This window comes from Bdellovibrio sp. HCB185ZH, from assembly GCF_047302455.1.
In the GTDB taxonomy this organism is placed as follows: Bacteria; Bdellovibrionota; Bdellovibrionia; order Bdellovibrionales; family Bdellovibrionaceae; genus Bdellovibrio.
The window spans coordinates 1094021-1117497 of the sequence record NZ_CP178624.1; the positions used below are offsets into that span (position 1 = coordinate 1094021).

At 45.3% G+C, this 23477-nt stretch carries 22 protein-coding genes; 12 read left to right on the forward strand and 10 right to left on the reverse strand.

The features are described 5' to 3' along the window. Nucleotides 1–30 precede the first annotated feature (30 nt). From ACLSU7_RS05280 to ACLSU7_RS05295, 4 genes are all read right to left on the reverse strand, one after another. Entirely contained in the window at nucleotides 31–1008 is a 978-nt protein-coding gene (locus ACLSU7_RS05280; RefSeq protein WP_413294515.1) for an FHA domain-containing protein, read from the reverse strand. Further along, nucleotides 1005–2318, reverse strand: coding sequence for a S1C family serine protease (locus tag ACLSU7_RS05285; RefSeq protein WP_413294516.1), 1314 nt, complete (start codon nucleotides 2316–2318; stop codon nucleotides 1005–1007). The genes ACLSU7_RS05280 and ACLSU7_RS05285 overlap by 4 nt, the downstream gene beginning before the upstream one ends. 160 nt (nucleotides 2319–2478) lie before the next feature. After that, entirely contained in the window at nucleotides 2479–3291 is an 813-nt protein-coding gene (locus ACLSU7_RS05290) for an OmpA family protein (protein ID WP_413294517.1), read from the reverse strand. A gap of 91 nt (nucleotides 3292–3382) precedes the next feature. Next, nucleotides 3383–4231 carry a hypothetical protein gene (locus tag ACLSU7_RS05295; protein WP_413294518.1) on the reverse strand — a complete coding sequence of 283 codons (849 nt, stop codon included), beginning with the start codon at nucleotides 4229–4231 and terminating at the stop codon, nucleotides 3383–3385. A gap of 122 nt (nucleotides 4232–4353) precedes the next feature. Here ACLSU7_RS05295 and ACLSU7_RS05300 point away from each other — a divergent pair, with 122 nt between their 5' ends. Continuing rightward, the gene (locus ACLSU7_RS05300; protein ID WP_413294519.1) at nucleotides 4354–4698 is read left to right on the forward strand and encodes a hypothetical protein; all 345 of its coding nucleotides are present in this window, start codon (nucleotides 4354–4356) and stop codon (nucleotides 4696–4698) included. Here the strand turns inward: ACLSU7_RS05300 and ACLSU7_RS05305 are convergent. Continuing rightward, nucleotides 4695–5231: an SRPBCC family protein gene (locus ACLSU7_RS05305; protein ID WP_413294520.1), complete on the reverse strand. Its 537-nt coding sequence runs from the start codon at nucleotides 5229–5231 to the stop codon at nucleotides 4695–4697. The genes ACLSU7_RS05300 and ACLSU7_RS05305 overlap by 4 nt on opposite strands. Before the next feature lie 210 nt (nucleotides 5232–5441). Here ACLSU7_RS05305 and ACLSU7_RS05310 point away from each other — a divergent pair, with 210 nt between their 5' ends. The 4 genes from ACLSU7_RS05310 to ACLSU7_RS05325 all read left to right on the forward strand — a co-directional run bounded on the left by ACLSU7_RS05310 (nucleotide 5442) and on the right by ACLSU7_RS05325 (nucleotide 8818). Next, nucleotides 5442–5963, forward strand: coding sequence for a hypothetical protein (locus ACLSU7_RS05310; RefSeq protein WP_413294521.1), 522 nt, complete (start codon nucleotides 5442–5444; stop codon nucleotides 5961–5963). Next, on the forward strand, nucleotides 5953–7251 hold the full coding sequence (locus tag ACLSU7_RS05315) for a methyl-accepting chemotaxis protein (protein ID WP_413294522.1): 1299 nt from the start codon (nucleotides 5953–5955) through the stop codon (nucleotides 7249–7251). The genes ACLSU7_RS05310 and ACLSU7_RS05315 overlap by 11 nt, the downstream gene beginning before the upstream one ends. Nucleotides 7252–7463: 212 nt before the next feature. Then, the gene (gene ppk2 / locus ACLSU7_RS05320; RefSeq protein WP_413294523.1) at nucleotides 7464–8288 is read left to right on the forward strand and encodes a polyphosphate kinase 2; all 825 of its coding nucleotides are present in this window, start codon (nucleotides 7464–7466) and stop codon (nucleotides 8286–8288) included. Next, nucleotides 8276–8818, forward strand: coding sequence for a hypothetical protein (locus ACLSU7_RS05325; RefSeq protein WP_413294524.1), 543 nt, complete (start codon nucleotides 8276–8278; stop codon nucleotides 8816–8818). The genes ppk2 and ACLSU7_RS05325 overlap by 13 nt, the downstream gene beginning before the upstream one ends. Nucleotides 8819–8834: 16 nt before the next feature. Here the strand turns inward: ACLSU7_RS05325 and msrB are convergent, their stop codons facing one another. Then, the gene (gene msrB, locus ACLSU7_RS05330; protein WP_413294525.1) at nucleotides 8835–9356 is read right to left on the reverse strand and encodes a peptide-methionine (R)-S-oxide reductase MsrB; all 522 of its coding nucleotides are present in this window, start codon (nucleotides 9354–9356) and stop codon (nucleotides 8835–8837) included. Nucleotides 9357–9583: 227 nt separating this feature from the next. Here msrB and ACLSU7_RS05335 point away from each other — a divergent pair, with 227 nt between their 5' ends. The 3 genes from ACLSU7_RS05335 (at nucleotide 9584) to ACLSU7_RS05345 (ending at nucleotide 13276) form a co-directional block, all read left to right on the forward strand. Further along, on the forward strand, nucleotides 9584–11368 hold the full coding sequence (locus ACLSU7_RS05335; RefSeq protein WP_413294526.1) for a glycoside hydrolase family 44 protein: 1785 nt from the start codon (nucleotides 9584–9586) through the stop codon (nucleotides 11366–11368). Nucleotides 11369–11607: 239 nt separating this feature from the next. Next, a complete protein-coding gene (locus ACLSU7_RS05340; protein ID WP_413294527.1) occupies nucleotides 11608–11832 on the forward strand; it encodes a hypothetical protein in 225 nt (74 codons plus the stop codon). A gap of 58 nt (nucleotides 11833–11890) precedes the next feature. Next, nucleotides 11891–13276 (forward strand): HD domain-containing phosphohydrolase, encoded by a 1386-nt coding sequence (locus ACLSU7_RS05345; protein WP_413294528.1) that lies wholly within the window; start codon nucleotides 11891–11893, stop codon nucleotides 13274–13276. A 3-nt stretch (nucleotides 13277–13279) separates the two neighbouring features. On the opposite strand, the gene ACLSU7_RS05350 is transcribed toward ACLSU7_RS05345, so the two are convergent. Beyond that, nucleotides 13280–14233, reverse strand: coding sequence for a hypothetical protein (locus ACLSU7_RS05350; RefSeq protein WP_413294529.1), 954 nt, complete (start codon nucleotides 14231–14233; stop codon nucleotides 13280–13282). A gap of 198 nt (nucleotides 14234–14431) precedes the next feature. On the opposite strand from ACLSU7_RS05350, the gene ACLSU7_RS05355 reads away from it, so the two are divergent. Further along, nucleotides 14432–16171, forward strand: coding sequence for a tetratricopeptide repeat protein (locus ACLSU7_RS05355; RefSeq protein ID WP_413294530.1), 1740 nt, complete (start codon nucleotides 14432–14434; stop codon nucleotides 16169–16171). 62 nt (nucleotides 16172–16233) lie between these two features. Here the strand turns inward: ACLSU7_RS05355 and ACLSU7_RS05360 are convergent, their stop codons facing one another. The 3 genes from ACLSU7_RS05360 to ACLSU7_RS05370 all read right to left on the reverse strand — a co-directional run bounded on the left by ACLSU7_RS05360 (nucleotide 16234) and on the right by ACLSU7_RS05370 (nucleotide 19247). Beyond that, nucleotides 16234–17844 (reverse strand): S8 family serine peptidase, encoded by a 1611-nt coding sequence (locus ACLSU7_RS05360; RefSeq protein WP_413294531.1) that lies wholly within the window; start codon nucleotides 17842–17844, stop codon nucleotides 16234–16236. Between the two features lie 8 nt (nucleotides 17845–17852). Continuing rightward, a complete protein-coding gene (locus ACLSU7_RS05365; protein ID WP_413294532.1) occupies nucleotides 17853–18191 on the reverse strand; it encodes a hypothetical protein in 339 nt (112 codons plus the stop codon). A gap of 213 nt (nucleotides 18192–18404) precedes the next feature. Further along, nucleotides 18405–19247, reverse strand: a complete 843-nt coding sequence (locus tag ACLSU7_RS05370) for a hypothetical protein (RefSeq protein ID WP_413294533.1) — start codon at nucleotides 19245–19247, stop codon at nucleotides 18405–18407. A gap of 106 nt (nucleotides 19248–19353) precedes the next feature. On the opposite strand from ACLSU7_RS05370, the gene pepT reads away from it, so the two are divergent. From pepT to ACLSU7_RS05385, 3 genes are all read left to right on the forward strand, one after another. Next, complete coding sequence (pepT, locus tag ACLSU7_RS05375; protein WP_413295368.1) at nucleotides 19354–20580, forward strand: peptidase T; 1227 nt, start codon at nucleotides 19354–19356, stop codon at nucleotides 20578–20580. Nucleotides 20581–20702: 122 nt separating this feature from the next. Beyond that, on the forward strand, nucleotides 20703–21230 hold the full coding sequence (locus ACLSU7_RS05380) for a DUF2231 domain-containing protein (protein ID WP_413294534.1): 528 nt from the start codon (nucleotides 20703–20705) through the stop codon (nucleotides 21228–21230). 353 nt (nucleotides 21231–21583) lie between these two features. Next, on the forward strand, nucleotides 21584–23269 hold the full coding sequence (locus ACLSU7_RS05385) for a serine/threonine protein kinase (protein WP_413294535.1): 1686 nt from the start codon (nucleotides 21584–21586) through the stop codon (nucleotides 23267–23269). Nucleotides 23270–23477: the final 208 nt, after the last annotated feature.

Below are 23477 nucleotides of genomic sequence, written 5' to 3' on the forward strand. Positions count from 1 at the left end.
TAAAAAAGGGAGCTCTTCGCTCCCCATTTTTTAGTTCTTCTTATTCTCTTTTTCTAATGTCTCAATTCTTTGTTTTTCTATCTCACCGTTGAGCTTGGCAATGGATTTTTCCAATGTCTGGAAACTGTTGTTTTCTGCTGAAAAACTTCGAATCGGATAGGCAATGTCTCCCGGAATCTTGACCATTGGCATTCGTTCTTCTTGTAAAGCCTGCAGCCCATAACCCAGGCCCGCAAACGCCGCAATCACACTCGTGCAGACAACAGCTCTTTTTTGTACGTTGGTTCGCGGAAAAATAATTTTCCCCAATTGATAAAACATGAAAAATGAAATCGCAAACCACAAAACGATTCCAATTGCCGTGCTGACGGCATCGGAGTTGGTATTGAAATTAATAAACTCCACAAATACGGTTAAAATTCTTGAAAATCCGACTGCAATTATCAGAACAATTAAGATCTCCCAGAGGCGATATTTTTGATTCTGAAATTTGGACCACACCGACAAACCCGCTGCAATCACCGCAAAGAAAATCGCGAATCCCACCTCCGCAGATATAAACGTCGACGATTTAAAGGCGGGTTCCATAAATTTTGCCATCAAAAAATAGAGCACCAGTGACGACGCATATATAATTGCCGCAACCATCCATGCGGACAGGTTCCCAAAAGGATTCGCAATTGAAGCGGGACGACGAATGCTGACCGTGTTTTCGGAGATGTCAGGTATAATTTTGATATCAATACTGATATGACCTAAATGCAGCTCCGTATACTTTGTCAGCTGAAGTTCTTTCACTTCAGCCTTTTTATGTACGGTGCCATTGGTGCTGCCCAGATCACGATAAATATAAATATCGCCCAATTGTTCGATAATTCCGTGGTGTGAGGAAACAGAGGGATCATCGATGATCAAGGTATTATCCGTCGCGCGTCCTATCGTACAGGGAAAATCATCGGTTTTAAAAGTTTCAATGCCGTTAGATGTATGTACCTTGAAATTTATCATTTTTCGCCTCGTGAAATGGACTCGATGAATGTGCTGGCAATTTTTTTAATATTTGCAGAAGTGAAACCCGAAAGTTCAAGATCAGCGGAAAATCCGACAGGTGGATTATTGAGTGTTGTTATGATTATCCGTGCGTCTTGAAGCTGGGGAAAGTACGTATAACCGCGAACACAATATGACACCTTGAAAGTTTGCTTTGCCTGACTGACAACGACATCGGAGACGCAATCCCCAGTCGTATATAATTTGGGTTTATCCTCGCTATGAAAAAAATTAAAGCTGGAGAAAGCAAACTTGCTGCTGGAATTTGAAAGCAGCTTAAAAAACTGCCACTTATTTAAGTTCTTATTGGAAAGGGATTTAAATGAATATTTGTAAGAACCAGAATCGGCATCAGAACTGATATAGGATGAATGCTGCAGATCACAGACTTCGCCGAAAGTTTCGAATTGCAACGCTTCTTCGGCACTGTTTCTGTCATTTACGGACCAGCACTTCAGGGTCTTTGCAGCGCCAGGAACGTTCCAGGTATGAAAGGCTTTTGTATTTTTTGAGTTTTCAACAATCTCTTCCGTCAGGCTGTCTTGAAGATTCAAAAGCTGCTTTTCCATGTCATCCCAGAAAGTCACGGCATGAGACGGCGCATTTTTGTTCTTCTCATAAAGCTCTTTGGCGAAGCGAGCCGGCACGGAAAATGACAAGTTACTAGCGTCGACCCTTTTCGAAACATTCACTCCAATGAGTTCCGCATTGGCATTTACCGTAGGACCGCCGCTCATCCCCGAATTAATAGGCGCAGAAAGATGGATGATATTGTACTTTCCATAAGTGAGTTCACCATTATACGTCCCCTCCACGATCGCCATATTTAAGTCTTCTGGTTGGCCGATCGAATAAATCGGCGAACCCTGCGGAGGAGCCGAAGAAGCAAACTTCACTGCCGCGGGAAAAGTCTGTTTCACTCGTATCAGTGAAAGATCATGAATAATATCGATGGCAACCACTTCTGCCGCTTGGGGGAGATCATTGACCATCACAAAAATTTTATTCTTCTTTGGCTGAATGATCGATTCAGAAACCACGTGATAGTTTGTAATTAGCAAACCCGATGTATCAACCACCCACCCCGTCCCATAGGAAGCTTGTGGAGAATTCGCATTGGGCGAAGTTTTGACCTTGAAGGCATAAGGTTGAATTTTGGCGAACACCTGCTGCCCCTGCTGATCCACCGGAGCTATCTTGGCATTTTCTGCGGTAGCGGCATTTGCGTAACCTGAAAGGAATAAAATCGATAACACCCAACGTAGCATATATTCAAAGTCTCCACTTGTATAAACTTATTCATGTATACTAGCAGAGGAGTTTTGTTTGAAAAGCTGACGGAGTTATATGTGCGTAAACTTAGACCAGGGTCTGGAAACGAAAAAAAGGGAGCCTTGGGGCTCCCTTTTAGTTTCGGATGGAATCAGATTATTTCGCTGGAGCTGGAGTAGCAGCTGCTGCTTCTTGCTTAGAGCTCATTTTATTAAGCTCTTCATAACCTGGCATAGTGGAAAGATCTGGTACCACGACGATCGCGATACGACGATTCGCAGCTTTACCTTCTGGAGTGTCATTTGATTGCACCGGGTGAGTATCACCGAAGCTTGCGGCACTCACGTTCGCAGCTGGCATACCAGCATCGATCATCGCACGTGTTACGTTCAAGGCACGAGCAGAAGCCAATTCCCAATTAGAAGGGAAAGTAGCTGTCGCGATTTTCAAGTTATCTGTGTGACCTTCAACTTGATAAGTCTTGCCTGGGATCGTTTTAAGTTGGTTTGTCACTTCTTTGATCGCTTCAAGACCTGTTGGCGAAAGTTTCGCGGAGCCTGAACCAAACAAAACGTCAGAGCCCAAGCTCACAACCATTTTGCCGTCGATAACTTTAACCGAGATAGTTCCTGTGTCGACCAATTTTTGGAAACGTTTTGTCAGGTCTTCGAATTCTTTCAGACGTTTTCTTTCTTCAGCCTGACGAGCTCTCATTTCAGCCATCGCCTGCTTCATCTCATCCAAAGAAGTCTTCAACTGACCACGGTCTTTTGTAACCACGATCAATTTTTGTTCAAGCTGCTGCTTTTCACCTGTAAGTTGTTGCTTTTCCGTTGTCAAAGCCGTCACGGCCGCTTTTTCTTGAGCCAAAGCGCCATCACGCTCCGTGATGTCTTTTGTATATTTGGATTTTGTTACACAACCTGTAACCAATAGAGCCGCTGAAAGGCCCACGATATATTTTTGCATGGTGTTTCTCCTTAGATGCTTGAGTCGTCATTTTGTAATCGATAGATGACAGACTCAAGAAAAGGAGAAAATTTAAGCACAAGGTCTTGTTTCAGAGCGCCACATTCTTATAATTCAAGTCTAGACCCTGAATTTTATAAACAGGCACAGTCCCGCTCTCGGATTTTTCCTTAACAATAGTAAAATCGATTTGCAGTGAAGAATTCTCTGTATTCACATTGTGCTCAATCAGCCAGCTCTTAACTGCCGCCGCCAGCTGCTCAGTCATCGCCGGATTATAGGAAGTCAATGGGACCAACAAAATAGGCGTCGTCACATCGGACTCTCCGGCCTTCATTTTATGGGAAAGAGCCAACTGGAGGGGCGTCCCGCTGATCACTTGAGTCTGTCGGAATAAGAAGGAAAACCATTCCTGCAATTCATGGATCTCGCCCGCTTTCCCCGTCATTAAGGGTAAGTCTGCAGAAGCTTGAATGTTCACTCCTGGATAAACTGGATTTGCAAACTGCACAGCGACGCTTTGTCCTGTTTCAGAAAAAATCTGCGCTTTGATTTTCAGACTTGGGTAAGACATGATGTTCCAGCTATTAATACGCAGTTCAAAATAATCGGGTTGAATTTCTTCGATGGAATAGTTTTTCAAATACTTAGGAAAGCCCGCATCGAAAACGAGGGAGATCTTTCCAGAGTCATCGCTTTGGATACTGAATTTAGGCATCCCCGCTGCGAGCTGCACCGTCATTTTTTGACCGGGAATCAAATCAGATGTGATGAATTGCAACACGGCTGTTTGAAGCAAAGATTCCTTCAAAGTTTCAGGGGCTTTTTCCGGTGCCTGGAAAGCTTGTTCCACTAAAACAGGTGAATTGATTTCCTCTGCATGTGCGACTCCAAAGACAAATGTGGAAACGAAAAGCACCAAGTTAAGAACTGCTTTCATGATATAACCCCCGCGTCGAGAGGACGTTATGCATTACTGATTCTTAAAGTTCAAGACATTCACAAGAGTCGCACTATTTGCTATACCCCTTTACAAATCTAGCAACATCTTGGGAGGAATTAATGAAATTCTTATTAGCCATCGCTTTGGTATCGTTGACTTTGCCAGCCTTCGCCGACACGACGCAAGTGACATGCACTCCACAAAACGGCAGCAGAAATTTAAAAGTATACATCCGTGGCGATATCACACCAAGAGCTCAAACAATCATCACTGACAACCGAGGCAGTCGAATTGTTTCTGATAAAGAAGTGCACTCGGTTTACGCCAATGGCTACACTGCGTATGAAAGTGCGGATCATGAATTCTATCTGGTCGTGAACCAGTCTTACGGAAACAGCAAACTAATTCTGACTGATGCCCAAGGCAACAAATCCACGGCAAACCTTAACTGCAGCATCCACTAATGTTTCTGACCACCTAAGAATTCATCGAGCTTGTCGAAGGATTCCATCCAACCCTGCACGCAATCTTTTTGCAGTTCGTTTGGCACGCCCTCCTGGGAAAGTGCCAAGCGACTTGAGTTTTCCCCCACTGGGAAAAATTCAAGAGTGATATAGCCCATCTCTGGCCACTCTCCGGGCATTTTCGCTTCTTGGGCTGAAATGGCATTGCCGTCTGCATCTGCAAACTGATCCGTCATAACGATGCTTTTATTTTCAATGATTTCTTCATAGGTACTAGTCATACCTCCGCCGCCCTGATCATAACCTTTCATGTTAATGAAGACCCGGCCGCCAACCCGGAAATCAATATCGACCCGATCCGAGTAAAGTCCTTTTGGCCACCACCACGTTTTTAAAGCGTCTGCGCTGGTAAAGGCTTTAAAGAGTTTATCGACAGGTGCGTTGAACTGTCGATCGATCGTTAAGAGTCTTGATTGTGGAGTGGAATGTTTATGAACTGAGGGAGAGTTACTTTTTTGTTGGGAGGTTTGCATAAAAAACTCCTTTAGTAAGTGACTTGCTGTCTTATTATCGCAGTTTTCAATGCTCGCGGGGCAAGACGTTCGTCCAATTCGCTGAAAATTCAGGAAAACGCGACCTCGCTCTCGTCAAAATTTGGTGAAGAAAATCCGAAGCACTCCTTAATGATCAAAAAGTTTTTTTTGACCTCAATTTTAGTGTTCTGGGCTACAGGAAGCCTTTTCATGGTGTCGCAGTTTTATGGCTGGCACTTGATGAGTTTCTCTGCCCTCCCGTCATTGGCTCAAAGTCAGGGTGGGCAATGGACATTGACCCATGTGGTGAGTGAGTCCTGTAAATGTTCCGCCAAGGTGGTGGAGTATCTTTTAAAGCGCGGCACTCAGGCTGATTTGAACGAAGAAATACTAGTGATAGGTCACCCTCCCCAAATCACAGAGTTGCATCAGCGTGGTTTTAAAAGTCGTCCTCTGGATCCAGACGACTTAAAAGAAGACATTTCGAAATTAGGAGTGCCGTTCTTATTAATCACCACTCCCAAGGGTGACACGGTCTATGCCGGTGGTTACTCGGAAAAATCAGTTCAGGATGGCAGTCCCATCAGGGACTTGGAAATCCTGCGCAGCTTGCAGGGGCAAGGCACTGTTGCAAATTTTCCTATATTTGGCTGCGCCGTCAGTCGCAAACTTCAAAAAATTGTTGATCCTTTTTCAATGAAATACACAGGTCAGGTTAAAGATGAACTTTAGACAATCATTTACCCGCAGTCGTTCGTGGATGTTTTTAATAAGCTTGTATCTCCACCTGCCAGTGTTTTCGTACTTAGCAGCGACGAATGGTCACAGCCAGTGGCTGGCTTGGGGTGGCAGTCTCTTTATCTTATCTGTGCCTACGGCTCTATACTTTATGGGCAATGCCTCGGCCCTTTTGCCCAATTTACTTGCGATGACGATCATGTGCTTTTCAGGAATGTTGATCCATTTAGGTAATGGTATGATCGAGATGCATTTCCACGTGTTTGTGGCATTGGCCTTTTGTTTAAGCTTCGGCATGCTGAGTGCGATTTTAACGGCAGCCGCTACTATTGCGATCCACCATTTGGCTTTCTTTATGTGGTTACCGAAAAGCGTCTTTAATTACGACGCGGGTTTTGGCATCGTACTTTTGCATGCGACTTTTGTGATTTTGGAAGCAATTCCCTTGATGTTGATTGCCCGCCGTTACGGTGCCTTCATCTCTTTACAAGATACAACGATTGCTCAATTGACTCAGATCTCAGGGAAAAACTTTGAGGGCTGCACGACGATCGAAGACACGGGTAAAAAATTGGATGAATCAGCAGGCAGTGTCAGCCGTGGATTGGAAAACTCACTTAAGATGCTACAAGACCTGACTTCGCAAGTGACATTGAACACAACATCCGCAAAAGAAGCGGAATCTCTGTCTACAGCTTCTCGCGAAGTTGCAACAGACGGTGCAAAACACATTATGGAGCTTATCGACTCCATCAAAAAGATTTCTGCCAGTGCCAACGAAATTAATAATATCGTGACGGTGATTGAAGACATCGCATTTCAAACGAACTTGCTGGCATTGAATGCCTCGGTAGAGGCCGCTCGCGCGGGTGAGCACGGCCGTGGTTTTGGTGTCGTCGCCGAAGCTGTTCGCACTCTGGCACAACGCTGCTCAAGTTCGGCTAAAGATATCTCTGCTTTGGTTAAAGGAAATGTCGATACAATTAAAGCTGGCGAAAAAAGCGCAGATCTTAGTAACAAGTCTTTAAGTGAGATCCTAAGTTCCATTGAACGGGTTCAGACATTGAATAAAGAAATCGCAACATCCAGCGTGGCCCAGGGACAAGAACTGAGCAATGTGACTCAGACGATCCACTCTGTGGAATCTTTGACCGCACAAAATACAGATTACGCCCACAACTTGAATGAAACTTCCGCACAGCTTCTGTCCGATGCGCAAACTTTGACTGAGCTTGTGAGTTCGATGAAGGACTCCTCGGGTTTAACTCGAAAAGCCGCTTAATAGACCTTTCAAAAAAAAGCCGAAGTTAAACACTTCGGCTTTTTTTGTTTCTGCATATGCTTCTGCACTGGAACTGAGACCAGTGTTCCTGCACAGTCGACAGTGGCGCAACAGCAGCCTGACGACGATTCTTGGCAGAAACGGTTCTCGATTGTTCTCATTCAACAGGTTAATTCCTACACTGAAATGACACTGACAATTCGGAGAAGCAAATGACTAAAAAACGAAGCGTGACCGCTCTCGATAAGGCTCATTCAGAACCTCTTAGTTCCAAAGTGTTCGAGGCAGAAATTAAGAAATTGCATGTGGAGCTGGTGAAACTGCAGCGCTGGGTTGTGCATAAGGGACTTCGGGTGTGCATCGTGTTTGAAGGGCGTGATGGAGCTGGCAAAGGTGGCACCATCAAGGCTCTGACCGAAAGAGTAAACCCCCGGGTTTTTAGAGTCGTGGCCCTGCCCGCCCCCACAGACCGGGAAAAAAGCCAGATGTATTTGCAGCGCTATGTTCCGCATTTTCCTGCTGCGGGGGAAATAGTGATCTTTGATCGAAGCTGGTACAATCGAGCGGGTGTCGAAAGAGTCATGGGCTGGTGTCCTGAAGAACAAGTGGAAGAGTTTTTACAGAATGCCCCCTTGCTGGAAAAAACCATGGTGGATTCTGGAATCATTCTATTGAAATATTGGTTAGAGGTCAGTCCCGATGAACAGGAACGCAGACTGAAAGCTCGCATCGAAGACGGTCGCAAAACCTGGAAGCTTTCGGAGATGGATTTAAAATCCTATGACCGCTGGGATGATTACACCAAAGCCCGCGATGAGATGTTTAAAAAAACCAACACCACCTGGGCGCCTTGGTACTTTGCGATTTCCGAGGATAAAAAACGGGTCCGCCTCAATATCATCAAGCACATCCTAAGCCAGATTGAATATAAAAATATAAAGCAAAAACCCATCGAACTTCCAAAAAGAAAAATTAAATATGAGAGCAGTCATCACGGAAAAGTTCGTCTGGTACCGGAGGATTTATGGAACTCGTAAGCAACTCCATCATCCCGAAAGAGTTTTTAAACAGTGTAACCACCTTTCTTTCCCTGTTAGAGCCGGCCTCGACAGTATTAATCATGGGAGCTGGTTCCACAGAACTTTTAAGCAAATTTAAAACGAACGGATTCAACGTCGTCTGTATCGAGGAAAATCCAGACCTTATCCAAAAATGGAAGAAAGAAGGGATCGAGATGATCCAAGGGACGGTAAAAAACCTCGCCTCCCTGAAGGTTCCAAAAAATCTACAAGGAATTTGGGGTGGCGCTGCGTTTGAACATCTTGCAGCGGATCAGCTGGAGCATGATTTGGAAATCATTCATTTGATGCTTCCCGAAAACGGCGCCCTTTTTATTAGTCTTCCTTTGGGTTCGGGAGAAGTAACGACAAGTGCTGGAACAATCCATTTTTATTCTGAAACCGAATTACGTCAAATATTAGAAGAGAAGCATTTTGACGTAAAGTTGATTGAACCCAGCACAGCAACACTCAACGGTGTCGCCACAAAGACCGCGCGAGTTCACTAACTGTGGCCACCGTTCGCTATTTTTTCTTTTCCGTAAAAAGTTTTAAATAGCGGCCATAGCCTTTGGCTTGCAATTCTTCTTTAGGAATAAATTTAAGTGCGGCGGAGTTGATGCAATAACGTTTGCCGCCCTTATCCGCGGGGCCATCGTCAAATAAATGCCCTAAATGAGAGTTCGCACCTTTTGATCTTAATTCCGTTCTTTCCACCGACATTTCGTGATCAGGTCTGGTCACAACCGCATTCTCATCAATAGCTTTCGTAAAGCTAGGCCAACCCGTTCCCGAATCGTACTTATCAGTTGAACTAAAAAGGGGCTCGCCACTGACAATGTCTACATAAATGCCTTCTTTTTTGTTATTCCAATAAGCATTATCAAAAGGTCTTTCTGTTGCCGCTTGTTGGGTACACTGATACTGCATGGGAGTGAGCTGCTTTCTTAACTCCGCATCAGAGGGTTTTTTATACTCGCCTTCTTTGGCAGACAAAGTGCCTGCGAATAAAACCGTAGTTAAAAACAATCCAAGATGTTTAGCCATAAAGCCCCCTACACATATTCTATCCCAACACCTTTACTGGAGCAGGTCCAGCTTTATGACACCCTAGCAATCCCCACCTGTTTTCTAGTTTTTCACCCGGAAAAAAGTTTGACGGTTTCGTTCTCTCCCTAACCTTTCGTTAATGAAAGTTGAACAGAAGTGAGCCGTTCCCTTAGGATTCCCTGCTCTCGAACGCGAAAACTTGCATCATTGTTGATGGGGGATACATGAAAACACTTTGGCGTCAGCGTAAGAAATTCGCTACCGTTCTTTCTGCTCTTTTAATGATGTTGCTTTTCCAAAACTGCTCGCAAGCCGACCTAACGGCTCAGGTGGCCAGTGGTGATCTGGAAGTTCAAAGCAATCTTGCTGGCGGCAGACGCCGTCCAAAACCAAAACCTACAGCTTCACCTTCTCCAACGGTCTCTCCATCACCAACAGTGAGCCCTTCGCCTTCGCCTTCGCCTTCGCCGTCGCCATCACCAACGCCATCCACAACGGATGTCACTTTCAACGTCGATGTGAATTTGGATCGTCACGCGATCTCTTCTTATATCTATGGTACAAACTATGAAACCAGCATGATGAAAGGTATCGGCTCTTTCCGCATGGGCGGGAATCGCTGGACTACATATAACTGGGAAAATAACGCCACCAACAGTGGTACGGACTATAACAATACCAGCGGTAATCGCGTGTGTGATCTGGTCAACTGCGGAAGTCGCAGTGAGGTCGCAGGTGAAGCCGTGCGCTTGGGAGTGAAATTAGCCTATTCGTACGAAGCGACTCCGCTCGTAACAATTCCGATTGTGGATTATATCGCAGCCGACAAAAACGGAACAATCACTCAGGCCGCAAGTGCAACGAACACACGCTTCCGTCAAAATTTAGATCGCAAACCAAGCAGCGTCAGCAGTGCGGTTGCAAGCCTATCTGATAACTTCGTATATCAGGATGAAGCACTTAAGTTTTTCCAAGACACTTTTAAAGCAGACCTCACTTCCGGTCGCAAGATTTTCTATAGCTTGGATAATGAACCGGGAATCTGGAAGTCCACTCACCCACTCATCCATCCAGCAAAGACAACTTATGCCGAGATGAAAGAAAAAACCATCCGCTTCGCGAGCATGATTAAGGAGCAGGCACCGAACTCGATGGTATTTGGTGCAGTCGCATACGGATTTAACGAAATGATGAGCTTGCAAGACGCTCCGGATCGCTCCAATGGTGAATACATGTCCTGGTTCCTACAACAAATGGCAGCGGCAGAAAAAACTTATGGCAAACGCCTGGTCGACGTAATCGATATGCACTGGGGTTCTGAAGCCCGCGGTGATGGGTATCGTGTGCTTGACGAAACGGCACCGCAAACAGCGGCTGTGATCGCTGCCCGCTTGCAAGCTCCCCGTTCTTTGTGGGACCCGACTTATAAAGAAACCAGCTGGATTGCTGATGACTATTTGAATGCGCCTATCCAGTGGATCCCACGTTTGAAAGATCGAATTAACAAATACTATCCAGGAACTAAAATCTCCTTCTCAGAATACAATCATGGTGGAGGACAGATTATTTCTGGCGGCATCGCGGAAGCGGACGTTCTGGGAATCTTTGGGCGCGAGGACGTATTCTTTGCGACTCACTGGGACCGCGAAGCTTCGCCTTACATTTACGGTGCCATGAAACTTTTCGTGAATTATGACGGAGCTGGTGCACGTGTGGGAGATGTCTCCGTTCGTGCGGTTTCATCCAATAACGAAAAGACGTCGGTCTATGCGATGCAGTCATCGACGGATTCATCAAAGATCTATTTGGTGGTTTTAAATAAAACGTCGAATGCTCTTTCTACAAAAATAGCTATTTCCAATGGGGGGTCTTATACAAAAGGAGCCGCTTACCAAATCTCTGATGGCACTCCAAATCCAAAAGCCTTAGGTAATATCACAGTGTCTGGATCGGATGTTTACTACACAATGCCAGCCATGAGTGTAACGACACTGGTTCTCTCAAAATAAAACATTCTGTAAGATCCCGATTCATTCAAAATAGATTATGAGTCGGGATCTTCCCATACTTGATGAAAAGTTAAATTTGGATATGAGACGCTCACCAATATGATCACCTAAGCATATCTCAGCTTACACTTCTAAAGAAATCTTGAGCAATTTAGCCAGCTTTAAATGAGACTGTCGATTGTGAGTCGGTTTTGCTCGCATTATCCTTAATGTATCACCCACTCCAGGTAGGTACGTTCATGAACCAGAAAACCCACTATCGCCGTTGCCAACACTGTGGCACCACTCACAAACAAGAAGACGAGTTGCTAATTGACTGTGATTCCTGTGGCAAAGAACTTGTTCCCCTGTACTACAGTCAACACGTACGACTGGCCCAAAAGTATTTCGGAAAAACAGCGAGCCCGGAAGCCGAAGTCGTTGGACTAACAGCTGACTGGGACGCCGAACCCGACGCTTTCTAATGACATATTGAAATGACCAAAAGATAGAGTGACCCTGTTATCAGAGGGAGGCTTCACAATGAGAAGTCTCGACTTAACAGCGGTCTCTCAAGATCCACGATTCACCAAAAGAGCCACGGAGCTTGCTCACCTATTCTCGTTTGAATTTGAAAACTTTGATGATCCCGACACCTTTTTTGAAAAAACAGAAACCTATAAATCAATCACCTGCATCTTATTAGACTGCGCAAAAATTGAAAAGCCCAACGAGGCCGCAGGTATGGTGCAGGTCGCATGTCAGGTGGCCGCGGACAGCTACATCATTGCAGTTGTAAACTCTAAACTTAAACCCGAAGACGCCCGCATCGTAAAGACCTCAGGAGCCTCCCTGGTTCTGATGGAAAATGAATTCTATTCCACCAGCAAATTAGAATTCGTTACCACCCAGGTGATTCGCTCTGCCTTTATTCCTATCAAAATCTACGACCTGATGCCGGATACGGAGACGGCCTTCCCCCTGTTTTACATGATGCCTGCGAACAAAAAGTTTTTAAAGGTCGCGAAACCCGAAACGAAACTCAACTCTGCCTTTTTAAAAAAGTTTTCTGAAATGGGGGAACTTTATCTGCGCAGACAAGACCTGAAAAACTGGGTGGAGTACAGTCGAAGCTTTAACTCAAACGACGAAGCCAGCGCTTTGCGCCGCTGTCGTTTGCAGTTTCTGCAGATGAGTCAGTCCTTTTTAGCACTGGCATTGATGATCAGTGATCAAAGCTCGGCGGCGTCCTTTGCACTTGGCAAAGAACTTTATGGAACTTGCGAGAATTTTGCAAAATCGCTTCTGACTTCTTTGGGCGAAGTTAAAAATCCCTTTGATGTGATCAACAGTTCTTCTGTGGGTGATTTTGGCTCGCTGGAACGTGCGCCAGCGATAGCCGCTTATGCAGCCGTTCTTAGTCAAGAAGCGAAGATTGGATCAGCATTAGAAGTTATGATCGCAGCACTGCTTTCAGACATCGGATACTTGGAACTCTCCCCTTCCACATCTGCTAAATTAAGAGCTCACGAAATTGAAGCCATGCATGGCGAAGAACTGATGGAATACCAAAAGCATCCGATCTACAGCCTGAACCAGTGCCTGGCGCGCAAAATCCCTTTAAGTGAGCCCATGAAAATGATGATTCTGCAAAGTCACGAACGCATGGATCAAAAAGGATTCCCCCACAGAATCAATCCTGACAAAATTTTAGAAGAAGCTATGCTGATCAGATTTTGCTGGGAGCTCGATGGAAAAACTCAAGTTCGCATTGGCGAAACTCGTCCTGATATTAAAAGCATTGTCGCGGAGCTTGCCAACCTCGCCACCTCAGAAAAAGGGAATTACTCAATCGGATTTACGATGAAGACAGCTCCTGTCTTAAAAGAGATTCATTTAAAACCAGAGACGGAATGGCCCTATCAATAGCGGCTAAAAAGAACACGCTAAACCAACGGAGTAACCACTGACGTTATCACCGAACATATAACGACCCACCAGGCGAGTTCGCGTCACCCAAACATCATAGCCAGACGAATCCAATTCAATTCCTAAACCTGCCGTTGCAAGATAATGAAAACCAAGAACCCCGACTTGATCCCCAAAGTATTGGGAAGCCGAAGTTTCAAGCACGTACCGAAAGGGCTCACCTAAGACACGTAAATCTCCCATAGGCGCACGAAAGCGATAATACACATTGGCAGTGCTTGAATCTGAATGCCCGCTGATGGAGCGGCTGCCTCCCATACTCTGCAAATGGATGTAAGAATAGCGTAACTGCAAGTCCACATCTGTGCCAATCACGTCGTCATGAAACTCATAGGCCAACATCAACGCACTTCCTAAACCACCGATACTAACATTGCCATTATCCAGGAAATCAATATTTTCTAAATCCTTATAATCCGCAATCAGAGCTGCGCCAATTTCGGTATCACTAAAAAGCATGCTAAAGGAGAAGTTGAAAATAGGACGAATCACCCAGCGCCGATAGATTTCAAAATCCCAACCCACACCCCCTTGAACCGTTCCGGAGTTCCATTTTAAAGGCACCGATCTTTCCTGAGTCCCATCCGTGGCAATAAATTTAGGATCATAGCGACTGTAGGCAGCAGCACCCTCCAGATAAAGAGGAGTTGTTTTACTGATAGTAAATCCGCCACCAAATTGGGTCATAGCGATAGACGGATTTCCGGTCTGGGCGTTATTGATCGACAGTGAACTGGATGCCAGATCTGGAATGGCAGAATAAGACATCAAAGCGACAATGGAATTTGCCATCTTTTGCACATCCACGTTTCGAAGCTGAAACGCTGCTTGCGCATTTGCATTCAATAGAAATGTACAGAGAAAGTAAATCCCAACGCGAACGTACCACTTACCCATTCAGATAGCGTCTCCTGCACACTTCGAGCAGTCACGGGGAATGCAAGCAAAACTCTGAAACACATGACTGGAGCGGCTTTGAACCACATCTTAGGCCGGAAGAAACTCAGATCAAGGGCGAGTCCTTGTGTCTATTCTCAGTTATTTCATTAAAATTCGGCAAAGTTCTCTACAATGCAAACTGACAAGGAGAACTCGATGCTTCTAAAGACGACGACAAGTTTTGGCCTATTACTAGCCCTCTCAGCTTGCGCAACGCAAACAACGAAAGAGAAAAGTAACTCTGAACAACTCCAAAGCATCGTCGTTCCCTCTTCGGTTTCTGATCCTTTGAACGTGCGCGCCGAAGCGGACTTTCAGTTTATCAAAGGGGATGTGTATAGCCGCGAAGGTAAACCCGCGCGTGCGATTGAACACTTTGAAAAAGTGGCAAAACTAGATCCCAATGCAGCGTCAGTGTACATGCGTCTGTCTGCAGAGTACAAAAAACTAAAGAAAACCAAAGAAGCGATCTTGAATGCGGAAAAAGCTGCAGATAAAGATCCAAAAAGCGTCGAAGCACATTTTGTTTTGGGGGATTTATACACCTCTGAAAAATCCTACGACAAAGCGATTGCGCAGTATAATGCCGTTCTACGCCTGCAACCGACGAACAATGATGCTGCAATCAACGTAGGCTCTGTTTACGCTATTCAAAAAGATTTTAAAAAGGCGGAGCAACAATTCGATGCTTTGCTAAAAAATCCTCAGTTTCAGCTCTCATACTTGGTTCACTACTATGTGGGTTTGATGCGCATTGATCAAAAAGCTCCAAAGTATGAAATTGCCGCTGAAAACGCTTTTAAAAAAGCTTTGGCAGTAAAACCTGATTTTGAAGACGCCTTGATGTCTTTGGCAAACCTATACCAACAGCAAAACAACCCAGCCAAAGCTTTGGCTGTTTGTGAAGAGTATCAAAAACACCAACGCTTCAGCGTCAGGGTGTCAGAGATGATCGCACAGATCTATATTGACGACGGCAATTTGACGAAAGCTTATGGTCAACTTGACTATATCTCGAGCAATGCGGAAAGCACTTTTGATGCCGAGCTTAAGATGGCTCTGATCCTGATCAAAAATAAACAACTAGCGCTTGCGACTGAAAAATTGAATGAAATCGTGACTAAATACCCGACAGCGGATTCTGCCCGATATTATTTGGCAGCCGTCCACGAGGAATCTCGTGATGCGAAAAAAGCCATCCAAAATTACCTGCAGGTTCCTGCCAACAGCGATCATTACGGTGAAGCGATGGTGCATGCGGCCTTCCTTTTAAAAGGCCAAGGGAAAATCAAACAAGCTCTGTCTTTGACGGCAAAAGTTTTAAATGAAAATTCAGAGCCGCAAGTTTACATCATGCACGCATCCCTGCTTGAAGCAAAAAAAGACTACGCAGCGGCTGCGCAAACTTTGGAAAAAGGAATTGCGAAGTTCGCGAACAACACAGAAATGCGCTTTCAACAGGCCATCATGCTCGATCGCATGGGCAAAAAAGAGCCTATGATCACTCAGCTTAAAAAAGTTTTGGAAATGGAACCATTCCACGTACAAAGCCTGAGCTACCTGGCGTTTTCCCTGGCAGAGATGAATCAACAACTGCCGGAGGCTGAAGAACTGGCTCGTCGTGCTTCAGAGCTTTCTCCGAAGGACGGCTATGTTCTTGATACATATGGATGGGTTTTGTTTAAGCAAAAGAAGTTCTCTGAGGCGGTAAAGGTTCTGGAAAAAGCCTATGAGTACCAACCTTCAGCGAGCATTATTGCGGAACATCTGGCAGATGCCTACTCTAAGCAATCCCAGGCTGAAAAAGCCCAGCAGCTTTATAAAAAGGCCGCAAGCTTAACCAAGGATGAGATTCGCGCGAACAAGATTCGCAGCAAAATCCAGAATCCTTCTTAATTTCACTCAGCGGACGCCAAGTTAAAAAAAAAGCCACTGAACACTCAGTGGCCTTTTCATTTTTATTTAATCTTCTTATACTTCTTGCGAACCGCATAAGCTCCATCAACGGATGCTTTGGCGTTGACCAAGCCTTTGCCCGTTTGATTTGGAATCTCTGTCTTAATCGGGCTAGCTGAACCATTCATGATTTCACGAATCTTCCAACCTGTGATTCCAGGCACCACAGATCTCATTAAAGCCACGACACCCGCAACGTAAGGAGACGCCATGGAAGTTCCGCTAAATTCAGCATAATCAGCCCCTTGAATCTCCATACGAACGACCAAAGTTTCCGTCTTAAGAAGGTTCAGGATCAAATCTTCACCTGACGTCGTTTCCACCATAATCACTGGAATTTTGATTTCGTTCGGATCTTCGCTTAAAGAACCACTGACCAAAGCACCATCGTTATTGCAGATAACCAAAGCCGTAGCTCCTGCCGCTTGAGCATTTTTGATTTTATCAAGCAGAGGCAAGTTCCCACGTTTCACCACCAAAACTTTTCCAGCCACGGCTAAATTCGCAAGGTCTTCAACCTTTCCGAACTCACCAAACACTGCGGATTCTTTTAATGATTTCACTGGCACATTTGCATAAGTCACCGCGGGAAGAGCTTTAAACTCCCCTGCCGCATTTTGAAAACTTGCAACCGCGATACGACCTGTCCCGCGCGGAACAGACGAACGAATGCTCACCCCCGGCGCCATCAAATCCAAAGCCGGGCTCCAGTTCGAAAACGCCGCACGTTTTCCATTTGCATCAACAGCACCCACCGCCGTTACAGAGATATACCCTGCAGGCATTGGGGTCGCTTCCATCCCGTTATTACCCATCGCTGCTACAACTGGAATTTGTTCTCCGTCTAATTGTTTGATCATGAATTGTTCTGGGACGCTTCCGCCACCACCCAATGACATGTTCACAACGTCAACTTTTTCACGCAAAGCCCATAGCAATGCTTTGGCAACGGCATCATTATTACAGCCCTTAGAACCGCACACCTTGGCGATCAAAAGCTTAGCTTCTGGGGCTACGCCCACTTCTTCCTGGGCTGCTTGAGCGGCGATAATGCCCGCTACGTGGGTTCCGTGGCCTTCAGTATCAGTTACATCTTGAGGTCCGCCATCGGCAGTAAAGTTTTGGACCTTTTCGATACGACCCGCAAAAACAGGATGGTTTTTATCGATACCAGAATCGATCACCATCACACGAGCGCCCGCACCCTTCGTCATCTTCCACGCCTGGGGAACGCTGATCATTTTAAGACCTTGAGATACCGGAAGCTGACCACCAAACAACGTCATGCGCGGCATATTTGAAGTCAATGTCGGCATAATCTGAGCGCGTGGAGCTGCGTAAGTTTTTTGTTTCTCAATAAAGTTCAAATCCTTGATGTCGGCGAAAGCCAAGATTTGCTCTTGGTTTTGGGCCTCGATGATTAAAACTTGAAGCTCTGCCAAATCATCAGTGATACGAAGATCTTGGGCTTCGTGATTTTGCACCAGAGTTTTGAAAGCTTGCGCTTGATTTTGATCCTTAAACGAAATCAAAAACTTGGCTGCATGTGCCGATGTCGCAGCAAAAGACAAAGTACAAACGGCGATCAGAGTGGAAAACTTTTGAAGCTTCATTTTATACCTTATTTCTTTTTGCAAATGTATTTGTGACGGATGTTCATCGGAGCTTTATCTGGGCAATTCAAAATAGTCAGATCGTCCATTTCGATATCATTCCCAACCTTTGTGAACAAAGTGATGGAATCCACATCCAACGGTAACGAAGGACAGATCGCAGAGGACACATGAGTCTGCATTCTGGCGCGTAGGCTTTGATTCTCGCAGCTTGTTGTATACGTCGTGGGGAAACCATCACCTTTGGAGCGAGTTTCAGGAACACCGTTTGCGACAAGCTTTGTGCCATTAATTTGATAGATGACCTGATTCCCCTCAACACCTTTTCTGATGATAAAAGAATTCACCGGCCCTGAGTCTGAAACGCAGTCAAAATTGCCGGCTAATTCGGGGCATGCAAATGTGGGAATCGAAAGAGTAAGGATAAACAGATTAAATAGTATTTTATGCATTCGCAGGGGTTAATTCTTTGATAAAGTGTTGTCAATAAGTGCCCAGTGATAGCGCGCTAAGCGCAACGAAAAGATGCCTCGTCACACCAACGCGCCCTGCGTTAATAGCTATTCGCAGACCATTTCTTGCGGCATGTAGCGATTGCCTTCGCCACACATTGCTTTTCTGAAAAGCTCACGCACAGGAGGTGCAAAGGACAGTTCGTGCACAGTCATCTCCCCTTTTCCAACTTTCGCCAGTTGAGCAAGCATGTCCGCTTGTTTAAAGTCGCTGTATTTTTCAATAAATTTTCTATCGATTTCTTTCAAATTCAAAACAACTTTCGTAAAAGGAATTTTGATCGCTTTGTATTCAGCATCATAATCGCCATCGAATGGTTTTAAGGGTTGAGCCAACTCGCGCTCATTCAAAACCGTTTTTGCAGTCAAGACGCTTGTTAGTTTCAGTTCATTGCGAACGCGACCATAGAGTTTAATTCGACCTGGAAGAAGGTCATGAAAGCCACGAATCGCCGCTTGCTCCAAGTTTGTAGGAAGAGCCTTTAAAGCTGTCTCGGGAAACTTTTCTTGTAATGCGCGCTCGTAAAATTCACGGATCATTTGATGAAACTCGCTGACTGTCAGCTGTCTTGCTTCAAGTGAGGAGTGTCCTGCTGACAACAATTGGGTGTAGTGATTCACCAGTTTCATCGCCACTGTGTAGACCGCTGCGTTTTCAGAATTCTTGGGATTGCCACCCAAGTACCATCTGTGACCACCTTCGTAATCAAAGATCGTGCTTAGATCCAAACGTCCATTTTCAACATTCACTTCTTTCTTGTGATCCCAAGAAAAAACGTCGTGGGACATTAAGCCAATCACGCCCACATCTTGAACATTGTAAGACGCAAAAGCTTGAGAGCCGAACAAAGCTGCAAACAAAAACAAAATTCCGAATTTAAATGAACGCATTGATTCCTCCGCGAGGGAGCTTGAATGTCACAGACCGCTTGAAATGACAAATAAGAGCACAAAACTTATCAATGCGTTTTCAATTGGATTGGTGTACTCTGACTCCATGCAGGCAATTGAAAAACAACTGATAGAACGTTTCTTTAGATATTTAGCCGTAAGCTCTCAGAGCAATGACGAAGTTGCCGCTTTGCCGAGCACTTCTGGCCAGCAAAAACTGGCAGAGTTGTTAGCGGCGGAGTTGAAAACTCTGGGCCTTCAGAATATTCAAATCGACGCACACGCCACTGTGACGGCCGTAAAACCTGGCACTAAAAAAGGTGGACCCCGCATTGGTTTTATCACTCACATCGACACGGTCGACGTTGGACTGAGTCCGCACATTCATCCGCAAATCCTAACATTCACAGGCGAAGATGTTTGTTTGAATAAAAAAGAAAACATCTGGTTGCGCGTGGACGAGCATCCTGAAATTCTTCCTTACAAGGGACAAGAAATTATTTTTAGCGACGGCACGAGCGTTTTAGGAGCGGACAACAAGGCCGCTGTGGCAGTCGTGATGACCTTGCTTGCGAATCTTCGCGGGGATCAAGAGTACGGCGATATCGTCGTTGCCTTTGTACCGGACGAAGAAATTGGGCTTCTCGGAGCGAAAGCCCTGGATCTTTCGCGCTTTGATGTGGATTTTGCCTATACCATAGACTGTTGTGAACTCGGCGAAGTCGTCTATGAAAATTTTAATGCGGCTACCGCTGATATCACTTTCACCGGAGTGACCGCTCACCCAATGTCTGCAAAAGGCGTTTTGGTAAATCCGATATTAATGGCGCAGGATTTTATCAGTCTGTTTGATCGCACAGAAACTCCTGAAAACACGGCGGGCCGCGAAGGCTATATCTGGTTTAATGGAATGTCAGCGACACAACAGGAGGCGAAACTCACGGCCTCCATTCGGGATTTTGACCTAAAAAGTTTCGCCGAAAGAAAAAAGAAAATCGAAGTGGCAGCACAAACAATTAGCGCCAAATATCCGACAGCCAAACTGTCAGCAAAAATCACCGACACCTACAGCAATATCAGCAGCGCCATCCGTGAAGACCGCCGCGCCATTGATTTGATTTTTGCGGGACTTGAAAAAATCGGCGTCGAACCCAAAGTCATTCCGATGCGCGGAGGCACCGACGGTGCCGCCTTATCTGCGAAAGGAATTTTGACCCCCAATTATTTTACGGGTGCCTTAAACTTCCACTCCAAATACGAGTTTTTACCCATCACTTCATTCGTAAAATCCTATGAATTGACAGAGCAAATTTGCTTACTGGCTGCGAAATAAAAGACGATGGTCGTGGGACTCTTAACATGACCGAATTAATTTCATGTTCGCAGACAAGTTTCGTGCATTAGGGTTTCCGCCTTGGCGAGAGCTTCTATAATTGAAGTGCCAAGGAGGAAAACATGTATAGCAAAGCCAGTATCAAAAACCATCCGATTCATCCCATGCTTGTCGCCTTTCCCATCACCTTCTATCTCGTGACCTTTATCGCGTTCGCTGTTTACAACTATGGCAACGCCGATACGTTCTGGTATCGCCTGGGATTTTTTTCGAATATGGCAGCGGTGGCTACGGCCCTGCTTGCCGCCATTCCAGGATTTATTGATTGGGCTTTTGGCGTTCCAAATCAAACAGCCGCGAAACGTGACGGATTAATTCACATGGTATTAAATCTTGTGACTTTGGGATTATTTGCCATCAATGGAGCGATCATCAATGGCACTTGGGAGGCTCCGCCTGCTTATGTGTCTGCGACGACGTTGATCTTAACTGGAATCGGCTGCCTGACACTGTTGGGTGCAGGATTTTACGGCTGGGTTATGATCGGAGTCCATAAAGTCGGCGTCACCATGGATCACGAACAGGCAGAAATCCAGGAGCGAATTGAAAGAAAAGACCGCCGCGAAGAGCCGCCAGTGATGTATCACTGATTATAAAAGCGGCAGAAGACCGTTCCCAATTTTCAAAAAGAAAAACGACAGGGAGTAGCCTCGCGAACGGGATGCTCCCAAAGAAGGAAATTTTGAATTCTATGATGACAGTTTCCGAGAGAATTTCGTCGAAATGTTTTTCAAAGTTTTTGAAGTTTAAAAAGCGCCATTTTTTAATTTTCCACCTTCTGATTACCTCAAAATCCAACAATGGGTTGTTTTTCCCCTTGAATGCCGCGAAGTTATGAGTGCCTTCCTTCAGGGATACGGGCAATTTGCCTCGAGAAAACTCATTATGAAACACAAAATGCCCATCATGTGCCTAGGGAAACAGGCCGAATAGTAATACCGAGATGGACACGCTAAAGAAAATCGGACCTTATCAAATTATTAAACGTATCGCTGAAGGCGGTATGGCAGAAGTCTTTTTGGGAAAAACAGAAGCCCGATTTGGCGTGAGTAAACTTGTTGCGATCAAGACAACACTGCAAACTGGAAATCCTGAACAACTTAAAGAAATGTTCTTTAATGAAATCCGCATGAGTGCGAATTTAAATCATCAGAACATCGTAAAGATTTACGACTTTGGTGAATTTAATAATCGTGGCTATATGGCGATGGAATATATCAACGGCGTGACCTTGCGCCAGTTAATGACTTACTTGCACGAAAAACAAGTGCGCCTCAGTTCATCTTTTATTCTTTATATCATTCACCAAGTTTCCTTGGGTTTGGCTTACGCATACCAATCGGTAGATCCGCAAACAGGTCGCCAGTTAAAACTCATCCACCGTGATATCAGCCCGCACAACATTTTGATTTCTTTTGAAGGTGAAGTAAAAATCATCGACTTCGGTATCGCGACGGCGACGAAAGATAAAGATCTGGATAACGGACAAGTGAAAGGCAAAGTGGCCTATATGAGTCCCGAACAGGTTCAAGGGAAAGACGTCAACAGCGCCTCTGATATCTTTGCCCTGGGCGTGGTTCTATGGGAGCTGATGGCCAACCGTCGCTTCTATGCGGGAACAACTGTTCAAGATGTCAAACAAGCTGTTTCAAATTTTGATATCCACGATTTAAGCCGCGACAATATGGAAGACCGCGCTGAAGAGATGCTGGGAATTTTACCCATCATGCTTCATCAAGATCTTTCTAAACGTGCGGGTGATGCAAATGAACTCGCTCGTTTGTTAGGAACAGTGTTGTCATCACTTCACCCCGATTTTTCTCCGCTCGCTTTGGCTGACTATCTCAGAGATGTTTTCTCTGCAGAATACAACGCTAACATGGAACAAATTCGTGCTTCCGTTGCTGAAGACGAAAAAACCATCGCTGTTGCTGCAGCCGACATCACGACGACTGATCAATATGGTGAACTTGATGAATTCGAAGTGAAGATTGCGGAAGGCTCGTACCATTCGGGCATCACTCTGGAAAAACTGACGGACATCACCTGCCCTGTTCCTTCGACAGTATTAAAACCCGCACCGGATATGTGGGGGTTGGGACCAAAACCAAAACCGCCTGCAGAAGCTATCGCGGTGATGCCATTTTATCAATTTCCAAAAATGCGCCCAGCACCCGCTGCAAAGCCCCCGTCAACTGCGACAAGCTTTGTTAAGATATTTTCGATCTCATTTGTAGTTCTGTTAGTCGGTGCTATCACTTTTGGAAAAATCAGATTCGGCGAGAAAAGAACGACTTTGGTGGTTGATGCTGACGTCCCTCAGATGACACCGGAACAAATCCAAAAGCTTCGCATGAGCTTTCAACAACCTGTGGCTGCACCAACTGATAGCGATGCAACGTCAGGAGCGGGTAAAAAATCGCAAGCAGGAATCCGTAAGACTCTTCCGAAAGGTCGCGCGATCGCTTCGGCTAAGAATGTTCGCACTTCTCCGCCCTACGCCAAAATCCGAAGAGGTAAAAACGGAGAACTGGATCTATCCCACTTTCAAAACGGCGTTCCTTACCCTTCCGGCACAAAGTGCATGACGAACTGCCCGATAAAAATTAGTTCTGAGGGCAACGAATAACGTAGGGGCTCCGCTTAAGCGCCGCCCCGCCAGCTCTCTCAAAACGCTTTCAAAACCTCAGATTCACATGTGTTATCAATAACTTAACATTCGCACCCTTTGCCCGACCTATTTTTCGCCACCAGTCAAAAGTCAAATAAATCCAACTGCATCGTGACGACTTACGCGGAGAGGTCTAAATTCTTTGAGTTAACTTAATTCGAAAGGA

Excerpts from the sequence above, each read along its gene's own strand:
- ACLSU7_RS05280 (WP_413294515.1), bottom strand. The coding sequence starts at position 1,008 with ATGATAAATTTCAAGGTACATACATCTAACGGCATTGAAACTTTTAAA.
- ACLSU7_RS05285 (WP_413294516.1), bottom strand. The coding sequence starts at position 2,318 with ATGCTACGTTGGGTGTTATCGATTTTATTCCTTTCAGGTTACGCAAAT.
- ACLSU7_RS05290 (WP_413294517.1), bottom strand. The coding sequence starts at position 3,291 with ATGCAAAAATATATCGTGGGCCTTTCAGCGGCTCTATTGGTTACAGGT.
- ACLSU7_RS05295 (WP_413294518.1), bottom strand. The coding sequence starts at position 4,231 with ATGAAAGCAGTTCTTAACTTGGTGCTTTTCGTTTCCACATTTGTCTTT.
- ACLSU7_RS05300 (WP_413294519.1), top strand. The coding sequence starts at position 4,354 with ATGAAATTCTTATTAGCCATCGCTTTGGTATCGTTGACTTTGCCAGCC.
- ACLSU7_RS05305 (WP_413294520.1), bottom strand. The coding sequence starts at position 5,231 with ATGCAAACCTCCCAACAAAAAAGTAACTCTCCCTCAGTTCATAAACAT.
- ACLSU7_RS05310 (WP_413294521.1), top strand. The coding sequence starts at position 5,442 with ATGGTGTCGCAGTTTTATGGCTGGCACTTGATGAGTTTCTCTGCCCTC.
- ACLSU7_RS05315 (WP_413294522.1), top strand. The coding sequence starts at position 5,953 with ATGAACTTTAGACAATCATTTACCCGCAGTCGTTCGTGGATGTTTTTA.
- ppk2 (WP_413294523.1), top strand. The coding sequence starts at position 7,464 with ATGACTAAAAAACGAAGCGTGACCGCTCTCGATAAGGCTCATTCAGAA.
- ACLSU7_RS05325 (WP_413294524.1), top strand. The coding sequence starts at position 8,276 with ATGGAACTCGTAAGCAACTCCATCATCCCGAAAGAGTTTTTAAACAGT.
- msrB (WP_413294525.1), bottom strand. The coding sequence starts at position 9,356 with ATGGCTAAACATCTTGGATTGTTTTTAACTACGGTTTTATTCGCAGGC.
- ACLSU7_RS05335 (WP_413294526.1), top strand. The coding sequence starts at position 9,584 with ATGAAAACACTTTGGCGTCAGCGTAAGAAATTCGCTACCGTTCTTTCT.
- ACLSU7_RS05340 (WP_413294527.1), top strand. The coding sequence starts at position 11,608 with ATGAACCAGAAAACCCACTATCGCCGTTGCCAACACTGTGGCACCACT.
- ACLSU7_RS05345 (WP_413294528.1), top strand. The coding sequence starts at position 11,891 with ATGAGAAGTCTCGACTTAACAGCGGTCTCTCAAGATCCACGATTCACC.
- ACLSU7_RS05350 (WP_413294529.1), bottom strand. The coding sequence starts at position 14,233 with ATGGGTAAGTGGTACGTTCGCGTTGGGATTTACTTTCTCTGTACATTT.
- ACLSU7_RS05355 (WP_413294530.1), top strand. The coding sequence starts at position 14,432 with ATGCTTCTAAAGACGACGACAAGTTTTGGCCTATTACTAGCCCTCTCA.
- ACLSU7_RS05360 (WP_413294531.1), bottom strand. The coding sequence starts at position 17,844 with ATGAAGCTTCAAAAGTTTTCCACTCTGATCGCCGTTTGTACTTTGTCT.
- ACLSU7_RS05370 (WP_413294533.1), bottom strand. The coding sequence starts at position 19,247 with ATGCGTTCATTTAAATTCGGAATTTTGTTTTTGTTTGCAGCTTTGTTC.
- pepT (WP_413295368.1), top strand. The coding sequence starts at position 19,354 with ATGCAGGCAATTGAAAAACAACTGATAGAACGTTTCTTTAGATATTTA.
- ACLSU7_RS05380 (WP_413294534.1), top strand. The coding sequence starts at position 20,703 with ATGTATAGCAAAGCCAGTATCAAAAACCATCCGATTCATCCCATGCTT.
- ACLSU7_RS05385 (WP_413294535.1), top strand. The coding sequence starts at position 21,584 with ATGGACACGCTAAAGAAAATCGGACCTTATCAAATTATTAAACGTATC.